Raw genomic sequence first — 19,109 nt, 5'->3', positions numbered from 1 at the left:
ATAATATATGTCATCATCTAAAGAACATCTCTTTATGTCGGGAGAGCGAGTGTTTGACGCGATGGAAAACAGAAAAATGCTACTGGAATTTGAGGCGCGGTTCGGGCGCGGCGGCGCCATTGACACATACTTCGCGCCCGGGCGCGTGAATCTCATCGGCGAGCACACGGACTATAACGACGGCGCCGTTCTTCCCATGGCAATCGAGCAGGGGACTTACATGCTCATCAGGAAGTCCGATCTGTCTCCCGCTAGGCTCTACTCCGCCAGCGTCGATACGGAGTCCCGCATTTTCCTCGCGGATATCAGCAAACAAGGCGATTGGGCGGATTACGTGAGGGGAGTCTACTTCTACTCCCGCGAGATCCGCGGTGAGCTGCCGTCGTTTGACGCGTTGTACTTCGGCGACGTCCCGCTCGATTCGGGGCTTTCCTCTTCCGCCTCGCTTGAAGTGGTGACCGCTATCGGCATGGAAAGTCTTGGCTGTCCGATGAGCCCAATTGACGCAATGCGGCTCGGAAGGCGGGCGGAAAACGACTTCGTCGGGGTGTCCTGCGGTGTAATGGATCAGTTCGCCGTGGCAATGGCAAGGAAAGGCCACGCAATCCTCTTGAACTGCGGAACCATGGATTTCCGCCATATCCCGTACAACCTCAAGGACATCGTTGTCGTGATCGGCAACACAGGCGTCAGGCGCTCGCTCACCGACTCGAATTACAACACGCGCAGGCGCGAGTGCTCAGAAGCGCTGCTCCTTCTCTCCGAGCGGCTCGGCCCGAAACGCAACCTGTCCGAAGTGACAATCTCCGAGTTCGAGCGCGCCCGATACTCGCTGCCGGAAACGCTTGCCCATCGGGCCGAACACGTCATTTATGAGAACACCAGGGTCGAGGAGGCCGCCCGTTGCTTGGAAAGAGGCGACGCCGTTACCCTCGGCCATCTAATGAACCGTTCTCACGAGTCCCTCCGCGACCTTTTTGAAGTCTCGTGTGAGGAGCTGGACGCGCTTCAGGAAATCTCTCTCGAGCAGCAGGGAGTAATCGGATGCCGCATGACCGGAGCGGGCTTCGGCGGGTGCGTGGTGGCGCTCATCAGGCGCGAGAACGTTGAGCGCTACACGCGACGCGTCCCTGGACTTTACTGGCAGGCGACGCACTGCGACGCGGAGTTCATCGTCACAACGCCCGGCGACGGCGCTCATAAGGTACTATAGCGCCATGAGAATCCTTGTCACAGGCGGCGCCGGGTACATCGGCTCAGTCACATCGCGCATAATGGCTGACGAGGGGCATGACATCCTCGTGGTGGACAACCTCTCCAAAGGACACCCGCAAGCCGTTCAAGGGCTCGATCTCGAGATTCTCGACATCGAGGACGCCTCGGCGCTTCTCTGCGCGTGCGAACAATTCAAGCCTGACGCCTGCATTCATTTCGCCGCGCGTAGCCTGGTTGGCGAGTCGATGGCCGAGCCGCTCAATTACTTCCGGACTAACGTGTCGGGCAGCGTCAACCTGATGCGCGCGCTTGTCGAGTGCGGCTGCCGGGCAATGGTCTTTTCCTCATCCGCGGCCACGTACGGCGCGGCAGAGCGCTCCCCGATTCTCGAAACCGACCCAACCAGACCGATCAACCCATACGGGCTCACAAAGCTCATGGTCGAGTGGATGCTTGAGGAGCTGGCGCGGGCGGGAGTAATGAGGCACGCGTCCTTGCGGTATTTCAACGCGGCCGGAGCCGATCCAGTCCATAACCTTGGCGAGGATCACACGCCTGAGACCCATCTCCTCCCAAGGGTGATTGCGTCAGCGCTTGGCCTCGAGCCCCGGGTGTCAATATATGGCACGGATTACCCGACCCCCGATGGCACGTGCGTTCGCGATTACATCCACATCGTCGATCTCGCGCGCGCCCACATTCTCGCGGTACAACACCTGGAAGCGGGCGGCGATGGCGGTGTTTTCAACCTCGGCAACGGCGCCGGGTTCTCGGTGCGCGAGGTAATCGATTCGGTCAAAGAGACATCGGGAAAGAAATTTGAGATAGTCGAAGAACCCCGCCGCGAGGGAGACCCCCCGGAACTCGTCGCCTCTTCGGAGCGCATCAAATCAACGCTGGGATGGTCGCCGTCGCACCCCGGGCTCGCGGACATCGTGAAGACCGCGTGGGAGTGGCACTCGTCGCACCCCTCGGGCTACGAAAAACGCAACACTGGGGCCTGACCCCACTGTTGCGTTATTTCAACAAATCTCGCATCTTGAAGTAGTGATCCGTAATAATCGCGTCAACCCCCCAGCCGTACAACCTGCTGAATTCGTCCTCGTCATTGACCGTCCACGCGATGACTTTCAGCCCTGACTCATGCGCCCTGCGCACCAGGTCTTCGTCTATGGTGCTGCAGTGCGGCGCGATGAACTCCGCGCCGATGTCAAGAGCGCGATGGAGTTTTCTCTCGTTCCCGTAAGGCATGCGGTAGAGTTGCCCGGTCGGCGCCGTCGGATAGTTGTGTTTGTATTCGCGGACAATGTCTCTGTTGAACGACGTCACGACGGTATCGTTAAGGATGCCGTACGCTTCGAGCGTTTCACCTGTATCTCGCGCGTTCGCGCACTTTATCTCTAAGTTGAAGGCAACCCAGCCGGCCAATCTCTCCAGAATGTCATCCAGCAACGGGCGATCCGGGGCGTGCTTCTTGATCTCGTCGTACGGTGTATGGCGGATGACGCGGCCACCGACTGTGCCGTCGTGACATATCAAGAGCCTGCCGTCGACAGTCGATCGTACATCCGTCTCTATCATCCGCACGCCAGCGCGAACGGCTTTCTCCATCGCCTCGAGCGTATTGTCGGCGCCAAATCCACGGCCGCCCCGGTGCGCGATAATCTTCAACTGCCCTCCTTGACTTCTGGAGTTTCCCCCAAAAGTTAAGTGTATCCGAGTCCGCGGACTCGTATGTTATGCTCGTTGCCACGATGCGTATTTTGTTCATCTGTACTGGAAATATCATGAGAAGCGTCATCGCCGAGTGCGTGTTGCGCAGGCGGGCGGAGGAACTCCTTGGCTGCCGGGCGGTCGCCCTGACATCGGAGTCGTGCGGTATCGAAGCGGCGCCTGGTTCGCCCCCTCATCCGGAAACGTTGAGGTCGCTCGAAAAACTCGGAATCCCGGCATGCGACACGACCTCCTCTCCGGTGAACGAAACCCGCCTGTCCGCGTCGGATCTGGTTTTGACTATGACCCGCTGGCAATGCTACGCGCTCGCGAGGATCTCCCCCGCCCACCGGCAAAAGTGCTTCTCGATAATCGAAGTCAACGGCGTTATAGAGTCGCTGCTCGAGGATCGCGGCATCCGTCTCGACGACAAAGAGTGGTGGACGCTCGCCCGAAGGCTCGAGCAAACTAACCTGGAATCAGCGCTCGAGCGCGGCGCGGAGTTGATAAATTTACTGCGTAGAGGTAGACGGAAAGGTAGACGGTGCCTGACCCCTGCTATAGTTTCAGGCCGAGGTCGCGGAACTGTTCGGGCGAAACCTCGTCAGGCGCGCCGGTCATCAGATCGGAAGCCGACTGCGTCTTGGGAAACGCGATAACGTCCCTGATGGAGTCTTTTCCAGCGAGCAGCATGACCAGGCGATCGAGCCCCAGCGCGATGCCGCCATGCGGAGGCGCGCCGTAACGCAACGCGGAAAGCAAAAATCCAAACTTGGCCTCATACTCGTCGGGCGTTATCCCCAGGACGCGGAACATGCGCTCCTGTACCTCATGGCGGTGGATTCGGATTGAGCCGCCGCCAATCTCCATCCCGTTTATCACTATGTCGTAGGCGCGTGCCCGCACGGAAAGCGGATCCGTGTCGAGCGTGGATATAGACCCAGCCGTGGGGCTCGTGAACGGGTGGTGGAGCGACTTGTATCGCTTCTCTACACTGTCGTACTCGAGGAGCGGAAAATCGACTATCCACACAAGCTTGAACTCCGCGCCACACAAACCCATCGCGTCCGCTACGCCACCTCGCAGGTGATGCATGATGTCGTTACACGCGCCGCGATCCCCGGCCAGCAAGAACGCGGCGTCACCCGGTATGAGCTTCATCACGCTCGATAACCCATCTTTTTCATCTTGAGAGAGGAATTTGGCAACGGGCGAGCGCAGGCCATCGTCCTCAACGATGAACCATGCGAGCCCACCGGCGCCGAGCTCCCGGGCCCGCTCGTTCCAGTTATCCAATTGGGAGCGGGACATCTTTCCTCCGCCCTCGACGCGCATCCCACGCACGACTCCGCCCGACTCGATGGCGCTTGAAAAAACCTTGAAAGACGTACCTCTAAATACGTCATTCAGCGTGGACATGCGAAGCCCGTAACGAAGGTCGGGGCGATCCGTGCCGTAGCTCTCAATCGCCTCGTCGTAAGGCATGCGGGCAATCGGCGTCTCTATCGCGGCGCCTGTCGCGGCCTCAAAAACACCTGCCAGAAGCTCGTCAACGGCGTTGATGACGTCGTCCTCGTCAACAAACGACATCTCCATGTCCACCTGGGTAAACTCCGGCTGACGATCCGCCCTCAGGTCCTCGTCACGGAAGCAACGCGCTATCTGGTAGTACCGGTCGAAGCCGGCGATCATCAACAGTTGCTTGAACAACTGCGGGGACTGCGGAAGCGCATAGAACCTTCCCGGTTGAACGCGGCTCGGCACCAGGTAATCGCGCGCGCCCTCCGGCGTGCTCTTGCAGAGCTGTGGAGTCTCTATCTCGATAAAGCGTTGCGAGTCCAGGTAATCGCGAGTCGCCCTGACAATGCGGTGCTTCAGCTTGATGGCGCGTTGCGCGTCAAAACGTCTCAGGTCGAGAAACCTGTACTCGAGCCTGACCTTCTCGTCAACGTTGATGTCATCCCGTATCTCAAATGGAGGCGTTTGCGAGGTGTTCAGAACCTCGACATCTCTTGCCAGCACCTCGATCGCTCCTGTCGACAACTCGGTGTTCTCAGTCCCCGCGGGCCTGCGAGAGACGGCGCCGCGCACGGCAAGCACGTACTCCGGCCTGACATCCCCGGCAATCGCGTGACACTCCGCAGACACGGCGGGGTTGAACACGACCTGGACAACCCCATTTGTGTCACGCAGATCGATAAAGATCAAACCGCCGTGGTCGCGGCGCCTGGCGACCCATCCGTTCACGGTCACATCCTTGCCCTCCCACGAAAGATCCACGTCCCCGCACAAGACATCTCTCTTGAGCCGGAAGGAAACCTGCGTGTCTGAGCGTTGTGTGTTTGAGCGTTGCGTATCTGTCATCTTCTCATTCACCTTTCGATCCCGACAGCGGGAGGCAAAAACGCATAATGGGGTCAAACCAAAATATGCGTTTTTATGCGCGCTCCCATCATTTATCTGTTACAAAACGCATATTTTGGTTTGACCCCATTATGCGTTTTAGGAAATCGATCACTTTTTCGATTACCATCTCAACCGGGATCTGCCACTGCTCTGACGCGTCGAGGTCGCGCACTGTCACTTCTCCGCGCTCGAGCTCGTCCGGCCCAATGATGAGAACGAGACGCGCCCGCATCCGGTCGGCCTGCTTCATCTGCGCCTTTAGCCCGCGTCCCATGACATCGGTGTCCGCGGAGATGCCCTCTTCCCGCGCGCGGGCGAGGATATCCAGCAGGCGGTCACGATCCACCCCCGGCGCGCCGGCTATGAACAGGTCGAGACGCAAGCGCTCACACGGATCCAGGCCTTGAGCGTCCAACGCCATTACAAGCCTCTCCACCCCCAGACTGTACCCGACCCCGGGGGTCGGCGGGCCTCCGAGTTGCTCGATCAGATAATCGTAGCGCCCTCCGGCCGAGACCGTATTTTGCGCTCCCAATCCTTCAAACTGAAACTCGAACGCTGTGCCTGTGTAGTAGTCGAGTCCTCTCACCATGCGCTCGTCGATCTCAAACGTGATACTCAAACGATCAAGACTCATCATCACGGCGTCGAAGTTTTCCCGGCACCGTCCACACAGATAGCTTCCCATTGTCGGCGCATCCGCAACCGCGCGCCGGCAAGACCCATTCTTGCAATCCAGAACGCGCAGCGGGTTTAAGGAAGCGCGCCTCTGGCACTCCCCGCAAAGCGCAGGAATCACGGCGCCTAAAAACTCGGAGAGGCGGCTCATGTACTTCGGCCTGCACTCACCACAACCCACGTTGTTCAAGAAAAGGGTGTAGCCGGATAGTCCGAGGCGCTTGAACAGGTGATCGGATATCGCGATGATCTCAGCGTCGATGAAAGGATCAACACTTCCAATCGCCTCCGCCCCAACCTGGAAAAACTGCCTGAAGCGCCCCGCCTGCGGCCTCTCGCGCCTGAACATCGGGCCGGCATAATACAACTTCTGAGGAAGGCCTCGCGAGGCGAGCCCGCGCTCTATGAACGCGCGCGCGACAGGCGCCGTCCCCTCTGGGCGCAACGTAAGGCTTTCACCCCCCTGATCCTCAAACGAATACATCTCTTTGGTGACAATATCGCTATCATCGCCGATGCCGCGCCGGAAGAGGTCGGCGCTCTCTATGATCGGCGTGATTATCCTCTCATAGCCGTAGAGAGCCATGACTTCGCACGCCGAGCGCACAAGCCAGTTTGCCTTCTCCGAATCTGGATAGACGAGATCAAAAGTTCCTTTTGGCGCGCGGTACTTCATCAGCACTCCCTCTCGATGCCATGAAGATACGGATTTGTCGCTTTTTCGGCACGCACCGTCGTGGCGGGGCCGTGGCCCGGAAATATTCGCGCGTCGCCGGGAAGAGTCCAGACGTGCTTCCGCACGGAAGCAAGCAGTTGCGAAAGCGAGCCACCGGAGAGGTCAGTCCTCCCGATGGAACCTTGAAAGACCAGGTCGCCACAGAAGATGCTGTCGCCCGCAATGAAGCTCATCGAGCCGAGTGTGTGGCCCGGCGTGGGCACAACCTTGATCTCGCGGGCGCCAAACTCGAAAATCTGAGAAGCCTCGAGATGCTCCACATCACCCGACTTCATCCCCGCAATCATCGAGCTTAGCCTTCCTCCTATGCCCCGTGCCGATCCATCAAGAACACCCGAGTCGATCCGTGAGACAAACAGACGAGCGTTCAAAGCCTCCGCCACTTTCCCGGCGGCGCCGACATGATCCATGTGGCCGTGCGTGCACAGTATGGCCTTGCACTTGACGCCAGCGTCCGTGACCGCGCTGATTATCTTGCGCGCCTCGGCGCCAGGATCGATCACAAAACCATCACATGAGCTTTTGTCCATGACGATATAGCAGTTCGTATGAAACATCCCGACTTCCAACGTCTTGACGAATAATTTTTCCACGCGTGAACTTCCTGTCGATGTGCCCTAATAGTAACAGAGTAAACAACAATTGAACTTTGGGGGTCAGGTCTTTTTTCTAAAAGTCGATCGTCCGTCCAGAGGGGTCAGGCACCGTCTACCTTTACTGCGTAGGGGGGGTCTGGCAACGTCTACCGCTTTAGCGGTAGACGGTGCCTGACCCAAAAGTTAAATGTCGTAGGCGTCGATGACTGAGTCGATTTTTTTGATGTCCTTGAAAATATCCTTCAGATGGGTGTTCGAGCCTATCTCAAAAATCAGGTTGCTCCTCGAGAGGCGCTGTGAGTCCGAAGAAAACGACGCCGAGAGAATGTTTACGCCCTGATCACCAAGAACAGCCGTAATGTCCCTGACCAACCTGGGCCTGTCCCAGGCTTCGACGCATATCTCGACCACCTTGATCCTCGGCTCTTCTTTCTCCCATGTGACCTCGATAAGCCTGTCTAACTCTCGTGAGAAATCCTGAACATTCTTACAATCCTTGCGGTGGACAGAAACACCCCTGCTCCTGGTGACAAACCCTACTATCGGGTCTCCGGGAGCGGGACAGCAGCAACGAGCTACCTGCACCAGCGCGTTTTCTATCCCGTGAACTTTTATGCGCTGGATCAAGCGCGCGTCGCGAGCCTCCACATCAAACCTCTGCTTCGGCAAAGGCTCGCTCTCCGGGATCATTACTGATTTTTTCTCATGACCCGCCAGGCATTGCGACGCCTTGCCGGCAATCACGTTCGCGGAAACGTGGCCCGCGCCTATCTGCCTGTAGAGATCATCAAGCCCGGTCAGGCGCTGATCCTCGGCAAACTGTGTCAGTACTCTGGCAACCTCCCTGCGCTTGAACGGGACGCCCAGTTTTCGCATTGCCCGGTCGAGCGCCTCCTTGCCCTCGTTGCGCTCATCTTCACGCCGCTCGCGGGAAAACCACTGACGGATCTTGTTGCGCGCGCGAGACGTCTCGACGATATTGAGCCAGTCACGGCTGGGGCCGGAAGCGTTCTTTGAAGTCATGATCTCTATGATGTCGCCGTTATGGAGATGACAGGAGAGCGGCGCCATTTTCCCGTTCACCTTCGCCCCCACGCAACTGTGCCCGACTTCGGTGTGTATGCTGTAAGCGAAATCTATCGGTGTCGCGCCCGCCTGAAGCGATAGCAGTTTTCCGCCGGGAGTAAAGACAAACACCTCGTCCTGAAACATATCCACCTTGAGGTTCTTCATGAACTCTGCCGGGTCTTTGATCTCCTGTTGCCACTCCATCACCTGCTTGAGCCAGTTGCGGCCCCCCTGGTCGCGGCGCAAGCGCTCTTTGTACAACCAGTGCGCGGCGATCCCGCACTCGGCGGTACGGTGCATCTCATGGGTGCGTATCTGAATCTCCAGCGGCCAACCCTCCATGCTGATCACGACAGTGTGCAGGGAACGGTACATGTTGAGCTTCGGCATCGCGATATAGTCCTTGAAGCGCCCCGGCACCGGCATCCACATAGCGTGGATCACTCCAAGAACCGCGTAGCAATCGCGGATCGAGTCGACCGTAACCCTCACGGCGGAGAGGTCCATGATCTCGTCAAACTCGATGCCGCGGTTCACGATCTTTTCGTAGATGCTGTAGAAATGCTTGACGCGCCCTGAAACGTCCGCCTTTATCTTATTTTTCTTGAGTTCGTCCGAAATGTGTCCGGTAAGGCGTTGCATGTACTTCTCGCGCTCGACACGCCGTTCAGTGACCATTCTCTTTATCTGCTCATACCGCATGGGGTGCAGAACCTCGAACGAAAGATCCTCGAGCCGCCACTCGATCTGGGATATGCCAAAGCGGTGCGCCAGCGGCGCGTAGATATCGATGGTTTCCTGGGCGATCTCGCGACGGCGCGCGAGAGACAACGCGCCGATCGTCTCCATGTTGTGAAGGCGGTCAGCCAGCTTGATAAGCATGACGCGCACGTCGCCAGCCATTGCGATGAGCATCTTGCGCATGTTTTCAGCCTGCTGCTCTTCGCGCGAATCAAACTTGAACCGCTCGAGCTTTGTAACGCCATCGACGATGTCCGCGATCGTCGCAGAAAACTGATCGCGGACATCGGCTATCGAGAGACCAGTGTCCTCGACCACGTCATGGAGAAGCGCCGCGCTGATGGTGTTTTGATCCAGCTCCAACTCCGCGAGGGTGGATGCCACGGCGATCGGATGAACAATATACGGCTCGCCGGATTTCCGGCACTGGTCACCGTGCGACTTCAAGGCGACCCGGTATGCCTTCTCGATCTGGCGCTGCCCGCTCTTCGAGAAAAGGCGCCCTGTCATCGAGAACAACTTCTCAGCGCCAGGCGACCGTTCCGTCATCACTTCTTCTTTTTCTTCTTCCCGCTCCCGGGGCCTTTGGTCCGCGACTTCGCCAGGTTCTTGGACGTCTGACCGCCCTGCGCCGGCTTTGGCTTCGGCACGGGCTTGCTCGCATGCGTTGATTCGCCCGATTCACCTGTTGAAGTTTTAGGCATGGGTTTTGGTTGCGGCTTCGAGGGAGGCGGCCTCTTGTCTCGCGCTCCTGTTACCGTTTTCCGAGCGCCAGCGCTCGCCGAAGAGGCCCTTGCTCCAGCACTCTTTTTCAAAACAGGCGTTACCGCGCTTGCGTCGCCGGATTCGCGCGCGTCGCGGATATTGCGCCTCTCGACCTGGCTGATGTACGCCCTGTACTTAGGCTCAGTCTCCTTCCACAACGCGAGGAATGGGCTCGCGACGAAGATGCTCGAATAGGTTCCAGCGGCAATTCCGATGAACAACGGGAAGGCGAACGCTTTCAGTGTCTCCCCACCAAAGAAAAGAATTGTGACAACAGGCATCAAGGTGGTCAACGAGGTGTTGATCGAACGCGCCATCACCTGGTTTATGGACTCGTTCACAACCAGTGAGTACGTCTTTTTGCTCTGTCTGGTAAGCAGATCGGAGTTCTCTTTGATGCGGTCAAAGATCACAATCGTGTCGTACAACGAGTATCCCAGGATCGTCAGAACCGCAATCACAGTCGCAGGCGTCACCTGCTTTTCGGTGAGCGCGTAAACTCCCACCGTAACCACCAGGTCGTGCAACACGGCGATAATGGCGCTGATCGCCATCTTGAACTCGAAACGAACGCTGATGTAGATGAGGATCGCCACCAGAAAGGCAATCAGCGCAACAATCGCCTGCCGGGTCACCTGGCCACCCCACCCCGGACCGACACTGTTTTCCGCAAGCAACTCTTCCATGTTACCGCTTTTTTTCAGTGCCTCGGTGAGCTGTGCTGTTTTCGCGTCGTCCAGCTTTGGCACTCGCACGAGAAACTGGTTATTGCCCGAGGACTGTATCTGCGCGCTGGCGTACCCGACCGACCCGGTTGCCGCCCTTACAACTGAAATGTTCGTTTTCGGCTTGACCCTGAGATTGAACTCGGTACCGCCAGTGAAATCGATTCCGAAATTGAGGCCGAGGATGAACAGTCCGACTATCGACACGACAATGAGTGTAATTGACACAGAGATCCAGACGTACTTGTGTTCAATAATATTGAGATCTTTCGCGCGTCTCGGGATGAGCCTCATCATGCCTCACCTCCCTTCAAGTCCGCCTCGACACAGGCACCGATGGCGCCAGGCCTCTCCAGCAACTTCCAGCCCGCCAGGAGAGACGTCAGAGGCCTCACAAAACAGTACGAGATGAAAACATCGAAAATAGTGGCAATCCCAAGGGTCAACGCGAATCCTTTCACCGACCCGATCGCGAACAGATACAGGATCGCGGCGGTGGTAAACGAGACCGTATCGGCTGCTATGATAGTGCGAAACGCGGACTTGTAAGCGGTATCCACCGATGAGCGCATACTCCTGCCAGCTTTGACGTCCTCTTTCAGCCGCTCAAAGAAAACAATGCTCGAGTCCGCCGCGATGCCTATAGAAACGATAATGCCGGCGACACCGGCCAGCGTCAGAGTCCAAAAGCTACCAAGCACGCAGATGAACCCAAACATCAAGCCACCGAAGACCATCAGTCCCAGGCATGTGATGACCCCCAGCACGCGATAGTAAACCAGCATGAACAGCACCACCACAACAATACCGATCAATCCTGCGATGACTCCTTTTTTCAGCGAGTCGCGGCCCAGTGTCGCTGTGACGTCGTTCTCTGTAAGGCGCGTAAGCTCGACGGGAAGCGCGCCCGTGTTGATCACAATCACAAGATCCTTGGTTTCCTGGTCCGTAAAGTTGCCGGTAATATTTCCCTTGCCTTCTGTAATCGCTTCCTTGATGTTCGGCGCCGATTCGACCTTGTAATCCAGCACTATGGCAAGTTGCTTGTTGACGTTCGCCTTTGTAATATCCGCGAATTTACTGGCGCCATCGCCGGTCATTTCGAAATCCACCTGCGAGGCGCCTTCCTGCACCGAAACCTCCGCGCGCTTAACGGCGTCACCGGTCAGGAGGGTCGGCCCAAGCTTGAGGATGACTTTTTCCTTTTCTTTATCAGGACCGGCAAGCGTCACCGGCTTGTCCTCCCGACGCTGATCGTCCGGTGTCACTTTCCAGCCAGGGTCTTTTTTGGCCTCACTCTCGGACTTGGATTCAGAAACGATTCGAAACTGCAACTGCGCGGTCTGACCGATCAGATTGATCGCTCTTTTTTTATCGTGAATGCCCGGAAGTTGGACAATAACGTTTTTTGTCCCCTGCGTCGTAATGTCAGGCTCGCCAACTCCCATTTTGTCAACCCTGGTTCTGATCTTCTCAACGGTCTTCTCGAGCACTCCCGCGTCGAGAACCTTGCCCTTAGAAGGCCTGGCTTCGTACACGAGGCTGATGCCTCCCTGCAGGTCAAGGCCCAGGCGCGGCTTCATATCGAAGCCGAACTTGATGGCATAGAGACCCACGAGTATCAGTATCATCACGCCAACTGAAATCACGTTTTTCGTTTTTTTGCTCATGAATTCTCCATCTGACGTCGGCCTTTCGTCTTATTCGTCTTCTTCATCTTCTTCGGCAGACTCTTCTTCCTCTTCTACCGCCTCACGGACGGTCAAGTTGCGGGCGATCGCGGATCTGCTGAAGGTCATGCGCACGTCTCTGTCAACCTCGACGACCACAGTGTCATCGGACAGCTTCTTGACGATCCCGTGAATGCCGCCGATAGTCATTACCTCGTCACCTTTTTCGAGTTCGGCTAACATGTCCTGCGCCTCAGCCGCCCTCTTTTTCTGAGGACGGTAGAGCACGAAGTACATCACCAGGAACATGAGGCCGAGTATCACCCACATTCCCCACGCCCCAAAGCCCGTCACCGGTTTCTTGGTAGAGCTCGCCGCGGCCAGCGCAACACCTGGATGAACAGCCGCCAAAACACTTAAAAATGTCACTTTCGCCAAATCCCTTCCAAATATCGAGTCCTCACCGTCAGTCAGGCGCAAATCTCACATATCATAATGTATCGGTTGCTCTTTGTCATTTAACCCAAACGCAGGGGTCAGGCACCGTCTACCGCTCCGTCTACCGCTCCGTCTACCTTATGATTCGATCGACGCGCGCAACTCACGCATGAGAGCGGAGAGAGCGTACAGATTATGAACCGTCAGCAGGTGGAACCCTAAAATCTCTTTGGCCGTAACCAGATGCCGCAGATACGCCCTCGTAAACCTCTTGCACGTGTAGCAACCACACGCCGGATCCAGTGGGCCGTCATCGTTGGCGAACGCCGCGTTTCTGAGATTGACCCTTTCCGAACCGATCCACGCCGAGGCGTTCCGCGCTGTGCGCGTTGGCAGCACCGAGTCGAACATGTCCACCCCAAGAGCGACCGACGCATTGATGCCTTCGGGATCGCCTACGCCCATGAGGTAACGCGGCCTGTCTGAGGACAGGTTCTCGATGGTCGCATCTATCAACTCGAGCGTCATCTCTCGTGGCTCGCCTACCGAGAAGCCCCCGAGGGCGTATCCGGGAAAATCCAGCTCCGCCATAGCCGTCGCGCTCCGCCGCCGCAGATCGGCATAAGCGCCGCCCTGAACGATGCCGAAGAGCGCCTGGCGCGGATTGTCGTGAGAGGAAAGACAGCGCCTCGTCCAATCCAGGTTAAGCGAAACCGAACGCTCCGTCCTGGCGCGATCGGCGGGGTAAGGGAGGCACTCGTCCAGCGCCATCGCGATGTCCGCGCCCAGAGCGGACTGGACGCGCATGGACTCCTCGGGACTCAAAAACACGAGCGAGCCGTCGAGGTGCGAGCGGAAGGAAGCGCCCTCGGCGGTGATCTTCACGTCCTTGCCGAGGCTGAAAACCTGGTAGCCGCCGGAGTCGGTCAGTATGCCTCCATCCCAGCCCATGAAGCGATGGAGCCCCCCAGCGCGCTCTATCACCTCGATCCCCGGACGCAGCATGAGATGGTACGCGTTCGCCAGCACCATGTCGAAACCCAGGTCGCTAACCTCGTCAGGGCGCATCGCCTTGACTGTAGCCTGCGTCGCCACGGGCATGAAGCAGGGAGTGCGCACTTCACCGTGCGGCGTCCTGAGCACTCCGGCGCGAGCGCCCGTTTTTCTGTCCAGCGCGGTTACCTCGAACGAAAAACCATTTGATGTCATTGAATCAGCATAGCATCACCAAAAGAGTAAAAGCGGTAACCCTCGCGGATAGCCTCCTCGTAGGCGCTCTGAACCGGCTCTATCCCGCCGAACGCGCAAACCATCATGAGGAGCGTCGTGCGCGGGAGATGGAAGTTCGTGATAATGGCATCGACTATCTTGAAGCGGTAACCGGGAGTTATAAAGAGATCGGTGCAACCTTCCCCCGGTGTCACAAGCCTGCTTTCCGCCGCGCATGACTCGAGCGCGCGGACCGAGGTTGTGCCGACGGCGACGACGCGCCCGGTTTTTCTCCTTGCCTCGTTCACCGCGCGCGCGGCGGCCTCGTCGAGCGAGAACCACTCCTTGTGCATGCTGTGATCCTCGACCATTCGCGCGCGCACCGGCACAAAGGTATCCATGCCGACGGCGAGTTCGAGCCCGGCGATTGTCAAGCCAGCGCGACGTACCCGCTCCAGCAATGCGTCTGTGAAATGAAGCCCGGCGGTCGGCGCGGCGGCCGACATCTCACGCTCCGCGTACACCGTTTGATACCGCTCGGCGTCCGCCAGTTCATGAGTGATGTACGGCGGAAGCGGCATCTCTCCCTGTTCGGCTATAGCGCGATTGAGTTCCTCGCCGCGCTTGTTGAATTCGACTGTCACGACGCCCGATTCGAGGCCGTCGGTGACAGTGGCCTCGAGCGTCCCGTCGCCAAGCAGGACACGGATCCCTGGACGCAGCGATGCGCCGCGCGCCATCGCCTTGAACACCGACTCTCCTCTGTCTTCGAGCAGTAGAAGCTCAACCGAGCCGCCGGTCCGCGCCTTTCTTCCTTTGAGGCGACCATGAAACACACGGGTTGTGTTGAGCGCCAGGCAGTCGCCGGGGGCAAGCAACTCCGGCAGATCGCGGAAGACACGGTGCGATATCCGCCCTGTGGCGCGCTCGAGGACAAGGAGCCTGCTGGCGTCGCGCTCCGGGAGAGGATCCTGCGCGATCAGGGCTCGCGGGAGGTCATAGTCGAAGATGTCGGTTCTCATCGGCGGGGCGGGTCGCTTTTCTGATACCGTTCCTTTTCGCTGTAGACGCAACCGCAGTAGCCCTGACGGTACATGCCGGCCTCCCGGGATTTCTCTGTGGCCTCACGGTATCCGCTCGTCATGTCCTCGAACACGAAGCGAACACCGTGCTCGGCAGCCGCGGCTTCACCGGCCTCGCGTATAAGCTGCTGGTTCTGATGCGGGCTTACCAGCAAAGTGGTTGTAAAGCTGGCGATGCCATGCGCGCGGGCTTCGGCCGCGGCGCGCGAGAGGCGCAAAGCGAAGCAGCGCGCGCACCGCTCTGGTGGCTCGATAACGCCGACGCTCGCGAGAAACCGCTCCATCTCGTACGAGCCCACTTTCAAGGACAGGCCGTGCTCGTCGCAGTAATCCACCACGGCAAAGTATCTTGCTCTGTACTCGCGAAATGGATGGATATTAGGGTTATAGAAAAAAGGCGTGACAACCAGTCCACGCTCTTCCAGGAGAGCCAGCGGGTATATGAGACATGGAGCGCAACACGTGTGCAGCAGGATCGAGGGCATTAGAACAGGCCACCGCCCTCGGGCTGGCGCCCCAGGTGTTCATAAGCGCGGGGGGTCGCTACCCGTCCCCTTGGAGTTCTTTTGAGAAACCCGATCTGCATCAGGTAAGGCTCGTAAACGTCCTCAAGCGTGTCGGACTCCTCACCGATAGAAGCCGCAAGCGTCTTGAGGCCGACCGGCCCTCCCGAGAACTTATCGACTATGGCACAAAGCACAGCCTGGTCGAGAACGTCCAACCCCATCTCGTCTATCTGCAGCATCTCCATGGCCCTCGCGGCCACATCTCCGGTGATAACGCTATCGGCTTTCACCTCAGCGTAGTCGCGCACGCGGCGGAGAAGCCGGTTCGCCACGCGCGGAGTCCCGCGCGCCCGGCGGGCGATCTCGTGAGCGCCCGTATCGTCGACACGGATGTCGAGTATGCTCGCGGCCCTGTTGACGATAGCCTCCATCTCAAGCAGGGGATAATAATCAAGCCGGCAGGACACACCAAAGCGCGTAAGCAACGGCGCCGTGATCAACCCTGTTCTGGTAGTCGCGCCGATCAACGTAAACTCCGGCAGCGGAAGGCGGACATCACGCGCGCCAGGGCCTTTCCCTATGATGATGTCGACCTGGAAATCTTCCATGGCGGGGTAGAGGATCTCCTCAACAACTCGCGGTAGCCGGTGTATCTCATCGATAAACATGACGGCGCCCTTCTCGACATTGGTAAGTATGGCCACGAGGTCGCCCTGGCGCTCGAGGGCGGGACCGGAAGTCGAGCGCATGCCGACTCCAAGCTCCGCGGCGATGATGCCGGCAAGAGTTGTCTTGCCGAGACCCGGCGGGCCTGACAGAAGCACATGATCGAGAACCTCGCCCCGGTTCCTGGCGGCCTCGATAAAGATGCGCAACTGTTCCTTGTTGGCGGCCTGACCCACGAACTCGGATAGTGTACGCGGCCTCAAGGTAAGGTCGATCGCCTTCTCCTCGGACGATATCGCCTCACCGGCGAGACCTTTCCCGTGCTGTTCAGACATCCTTAATACTCCGTTTCATGTTAGGGGTCAGGCAACGTCTATCGCTTTAGCGGTAGACGGAGAGGTAGACGGTGCCTGACCCCTCTACGCAGTAAAGGTAGACCCTATGCCATTTGCTTCATGGCAAACTGCAAGAGCTCCTCGACGGTTGCCTCCTCGCCCTTGAACGGGTATTTTTTAAGCGCCTCGTGCGCCTCGAGCCGCGAGTATCCGAGTTGCGCCATGGCCATGGCAGCTTCGTTAAACGCGAACCGGCCATCGGGGGGAAGGCCCGTCACGTCCTCGATCGAGGGGTCAACCTTGTCCTTCATCTCGAGCAGCAAGCGCTCGGCGCCCTTCTTCCCAACCCCGGGGATGATCGTGAGAGCGTCCGCGTCTCCCATCCTTATCACCGTCTCAAACCTGTCATGCGGGAAAATCGACAACACAGAAAGCGCCTTCTGGGCGCCAAACCCTGATACCGACATGAGTTTGACAAATAAATCTCGCGACGCGGGCGAATCGAACCCGTACAACTGCAACACATCCTGTCTGACGTGAAGATATGTGTGAAGCGCGACCACGCCACCCACCCCCGGCGCCTGGTCTATTGTTCCAGCCGGCGCCCTGACCTCTATGCCGATACCACCAACCAGCACGACCAGACGATCCGGGTTCTTCTGAATTATTTTGCCGTTGATGTACGCGATCATCTGTTACCGTTCCTCTTGCGTCCCGGTGAGCTCGCGGATTCTTCGGGAGTGCAGATGGCATATCGCCATCGCAAGCGCATCGCAAGCGTGAAGCGACACGGGCGGCTCATGCATCTGTAGAAGCGTCATTATCATATACCGAACCTGCTCCTTGGACGCGTTCCCGTTGCCGACAACAGCCAGTTTGACCTGAAGAGGCGTGTACTCTACCCATCGAGCGCCGGCGTGGTTGCAGGCGAGCAGTATAACGCCCCGCGCCTGGCCCACCGCCATCGCCGTCTTCTGATTGGCATTGAAGAAGAGCTGCTCGATAACCACCACATCAGGCTCGAGTTCGAGAATAATCTTCTTCGACTCACTGTATAGTTTATCAAGCCGATCCGACATGTCCGCGGCGCTGGAGGTTCGAATGGCGCCGTGGACATCCGCCCTCATTTTGTCACGACTCTCGATTACGAGGCCATAGCCGGTGTTGGTTATCCCGGGGTCTATGCCCAGTGCTTTGAATTCTCCGGTCAAACCGATTCCTCGAGCGCATCTATGGGGATATCGAGGTTCGCGTACACATCGTTTACGTCATCTATCTCCTCGAGCGCGTCAATGAGGCGCAACACCTTCTTCGCGTCATCTTTCTCCAGCAGGATCGTCGTTTTGGGAACCATTGTGAGCTCGGCGCTCTCCGTCTCGATTTCGGCCGCCTTGAGGCCGTTCCTCACTGTCGCGAAGTTCTCGATATCGCAGACTATTTCCCAGTATTCACCCTCGCCATCGAGGTCGTCCGCGCCCGCCTCCAGCGCGATGTTCAGCAACTCCTCCTCGTCATGCTCGACAGACTTCTTAAACAGAAACACGCCCTTTTTCTCGAACATCCACGCCACGGACCCGGTCTCGCCAAGCCTGGCGTTCGCCCGCGTGAACGACCTGCGCACCTCGGCGCTGGTTCGATTTCGGTTGTCGGTCAGCACGTCAACGATAACGGCGACGCCGCCCTCGGCGTATCCCTCAAAAGTCATGTGCTCGAGCTGCCCGCCCGCGAGCTCACCGGTTCCTTTGGCGATAGCTCGCTTGATGTTTTCCATGGGCATGCTGACTTTGCGCGCGGCGTCGATCTCAGTCGCGAGGGCGGTGTTGGCGTTGGGGTTCCCTCCACCCTCGCGCGCGGCTATCGTGATGCGGTGAGACATCTTGCTGAAGAGCTGGCCGCGTTTCGCGTCCTCCTTGCCCTTCTTGTGCTTGATGGAGTGCCACTTGGAATGCCCTGACATCTCATACCCCCGTGTCGCTCTTGGCGCCGCGCGCCGACGCCACCATGTCCAGAAAATACCGGTGCACCCTCGTGTCATCCGTCAACTCCGGATGAAACGCCCCAAGGAGCACGTTGCCCTCACGCGCCATCACTACGCCCTGCTCCAGGCGCGACATCTCAACTGCGCCCGGGCCCATCTCCTTTATCACCGGCGCCCTGATAAAGAGCGCCCTGAATGAAATGTCCTCATCAGGAATGCCCTGTATATGAATGTCTTTCTCGAACGAATCCACCTGTCTTCCAAAAGCGTTGCGCTCGACAGCCACGTCCGCAAGACCAAGTATCATCTCGTGTTTTCCGCTCACGCGTCTGGATACGATAATGAGCCCGGCGCACGTCCCGTAGATTGGGACACCAAGAGCCGCGAGCTTTTTGATCGGGCCCGCGAACCCATACTCATCAATCAGCTTTCCAATCGTAGTGCTCTCTCCTCCAGGGATGATGAGTCCATCCACGCACGAGAGCCCGGAAGGGCGCTTGATGCCTGTCCCCCGGGCGCCACACCGCTCGATCATATAGAGGTGCTCGCGCACCGCTCCCTGCAAAGCGAGAACCCCGATGG

General features: G+C 58.2%; 19 protein-coding genes. 3 read left to right on the top strand and 16 right to left on the bottom strand.

The genetic code is table 11. From position 1 onward, the window contains the following. The first annotated feature begins 7 nt into the window (after positions 1-7). A complete protein-coding gene (locus CVT63_00875; GenBank protein ID PKQ28854.1) occupies positions 8-1,213 on the top strand; it encodes a galactokinase in 1,206 nt (401 codons plus the stop codon). A gap of 4 nt (positions 1,214-1,217) precedes the next feature. Further along, positions 1,218-2,219 carry a UDP-glucose 4-epimerase GalE gene (galE, locus tag CVT63_00870; GenBank protein ID PKQ28853.1) on the top strand — a complete coding sequence of 334 codons (1,002 nt, stop codon included), beginning with the start codon at positions 1,218-1,220 and terminating at the stop codon, positions 2,217-2,219. A gap of 13 nt (positions 2,220-2,232) precedes the next feature. Here galE and CVT63_00865 read toward each other — a convergent pair whose 3' ends face one another. Further along, on the bottom strand, positions 2,233-2,886 hold the full coding sequence (locus tag CVT63_00865; protein PKQ28852.1) for a hypothetical protein: 654 nt from the start codon (positions 2,884-2,886) through the stop codon (positions 2,233-2,235). A gap of 68 nt (positions 2,887-2,954) precedes the next feature. Here CVT63_00865 and CVT63_00860 point away from each other — a divergent pair, with 68 nt between their 5' ends. Continuing rightward, positions 2,955-3,587 (top strand): hypothetical protein, encoded by a 633-nt coding sequence (locus tag CVT63_00860; protein PKQ28851.1) that lies wholly within the window; start codon positions 2,955-2,957, stop codon positions 3,585-3,587. On the opposite strand, the gene CVT63_00855 is transcribed toward CVT63_00860, so the two are convergent. The 15 genes from CVT63_00855 to CVT63_00785 form a co-directional block, all read right to left on the bottom strand. Further along, positions 3,487-5,292: an aspartate--tRNA ligase gene (locus CVT63_00855; GenBank protein ID PKQ28850.1), complete on the bottom strand. Its 1,806-nt coding sequence runs from the start codon at positions 5,290-5,292 to the stop codon at positions 3,487-3,489. The two genes, CVT63_00860 and CVT63_00855, sit on opposite strands and share 101 nt — an antisense overlap. 88 nt (positions 5,293-5,380) lie before the next feature. After that, positions 5,381-6,688: a histidine--tRNA ligase gene (locus tag CVT63_00850; GenBank protein ID PKQ28849.1), complete on the bottom strand. Its 1,308-nt coding sequence runs from the start codon at positions 6,686-6,688 to the stop codon at positions 5,381-5,383. After that, on the bottom strand, positions 6,688-7,341 hold the full coding sequence (locus tag CVT63_00845) for an MBL fold metallo-hydrolase (protein PKQ28848.1): 654 nt from the start codon (positions 7,339-7,341) through the stop codon (positions 6,688-6,690). Before CVT63_00845 ends, CVT63_00850 begins: the two co-directional genes overlap by 1 nt. Positions 7,342-7,527: 186 nt before the next feature. Further along, a complete protein-coding gene (locus tag CVT63_00840) occupies positions 7,528-9,702 on the bottom strand; it encodes a GTP pyrophosphokinase (protein ID PKQ28847.1) in 2,175 nt (724 codons plus the stop codon). Continuing rightward, a complete protein-coding gene (gene secF / locus CVT63_00835; GenBank protein PKQ28846.1) occupies positions 9,702-10,940 on the bottom strand; it encodes a protein translocase subunit SecF in 1,239 nt (412 codons plus the stop codon). The genes CVT63_00840 and secF overlap by 1 nt, the downstream gene beginning before the upstream one ends. Then, complete coding sequence (gene secD, locus CVT63_00830) at positions 10,937-12,313, bottom strand: protein translocase subunit SecD (protein PKQ28845.1); 1,377 nt, start codon at positions 12,311-12,313, stop codon at positions 10,937-10,939. Before secD ends, secF begins: the two co-directional genes overlap by 4 nt. A gap of 30 nt (positions 12,314-12,343) precedes the next feature. Beyond that, positions 12,344-12,643: a preprotein translocase subunit YajC gene (gene yajC, locus CVT63_00825; protein ID PKQ28861.1), complete on the bottom strand. Its 300-nt coding sequence runs from the start codon at positions 12,641-12,643 to the stop codon at positions 12,344-12,346. A 246-nt stretch (positions 12,644-12,889) separates the two neighbouring features. Further along, positions 12,890-13,960 (bottom strand): tRNA guanosine(34) transglycosylase Tgt, encoded by a 1,071-nt coding sequence (locus CVT63_00820; protein PKQ28844.1) that lies wholly within the window; start codon positions 13,958-13,960, stop codon positions 12,890-12,892. Continuing rightward, positions 13,957-14,982, bottom strand: a complete 1,026-nt coding sequence (locus tag CVT63_00815) for a tRNA preQ1(34) S-adenosylmethionine ribosyltransferase-isomerase QueA (GenBank protein ID PKQ28843.1) — start codon at positions 14,980-14,982, stop codon at positions 13,957-13,959. Before CVT63_00815 ends, CVT63_00820 begins: the two co-directional genes overlap by 4 nt. Then, positions 14,979-15,527, bottom strand: coding sequence for a hypothetical protein (locus CVT63_00810; GenBank protein ID PKQ28842.1), 549 nt, complete (start codon positions 15,525-15,527; stop codon positions 14,979-14,981). The genes CVT63_00815 and CVT63_00810 overlap by 4 nt, the downstream gene beginning before the upstream one ends. Further along, positions 15,527-16,549: a Holliday junction branch migration DNA helicase RuvB gene (locus CVT63_00805; GenBank protein PKQ28841.1), complete on the bottom strand. Its 1,023-nt coding sequence runs from the start codon at positions 16,547-16,549 to the stop codon at positions 15,527-15,529. Before CVT63_00805 ends, CVT63_00810 begins: the two co-directional genes overlap by 1 nt. 104 nt (positions 16,550-16,653) lie before the next feature. Further along, positions 16,654-17,241, bottom strand: a complete 588-nt coding sequence (gene ruvA, locus CVT63_00800) for a Holliday junction branch migration protein RuvA (GenBank protein ID PKQ28840.1) — start codon at positions 17,239-17,241, stop codon at positions 16,654-16,656. A 3-nt stretch (positions 17,242-17,244) separates the two neighbouring features. After that, positions 17,245-17,760, bottom strand: coding sequence for a crossover junction endodeoxyribonuclease RuvC (locus tag CVT63_00795; protein PKQ28839.1), 516 nt, complete (start codon positions 17,758-17,760; stop codon positions 17,245-17,247). Further along, positions 17,757-18,506, bottom strand: coding sequence for a YebC/PmpR family DNA-binding transcriptional regulator (locus CVT63_00790; protein PKQ28838.1), 750 nt, complete (start codon positions 18,504-18,506; stop codon positions 17,757-17,759). Before CVT63_00790 ends, CVT63_00795 begins: the two co-directional genes overlap by 4 nt. A 1-nt stretch (position 18,507) precedes the next feature. Next, on the bottom strand, positions 18,508-19,107 hold the full coding sequence (locus tag CVT63_00785; protein ID PKQ28860.1) for a pyridoxal 5'-phosphate synthase glutaminase subunit PdxT: 600 nt from the start codon (positions 19,105-19,107) through the stop codon (positions 18,508-18,510). Positions 19,108-19,109: the final 2 nt, after the last annotated feature.

The organism is Candidatus Anoxymicrobium japonicum, from assembly GCA_002843005.1.
GTDB lineage: Bacteria > Actinomycetota > Geothermincolia > Fen-727 > Anoxymicrobiaceae > Anoxymicrobium > Anoxymicrobium japonicum.
Note: the sequence above shows the minus strand (reverse complement) of the source record. Positions and strands in the feature narration are given on the sequence as shown.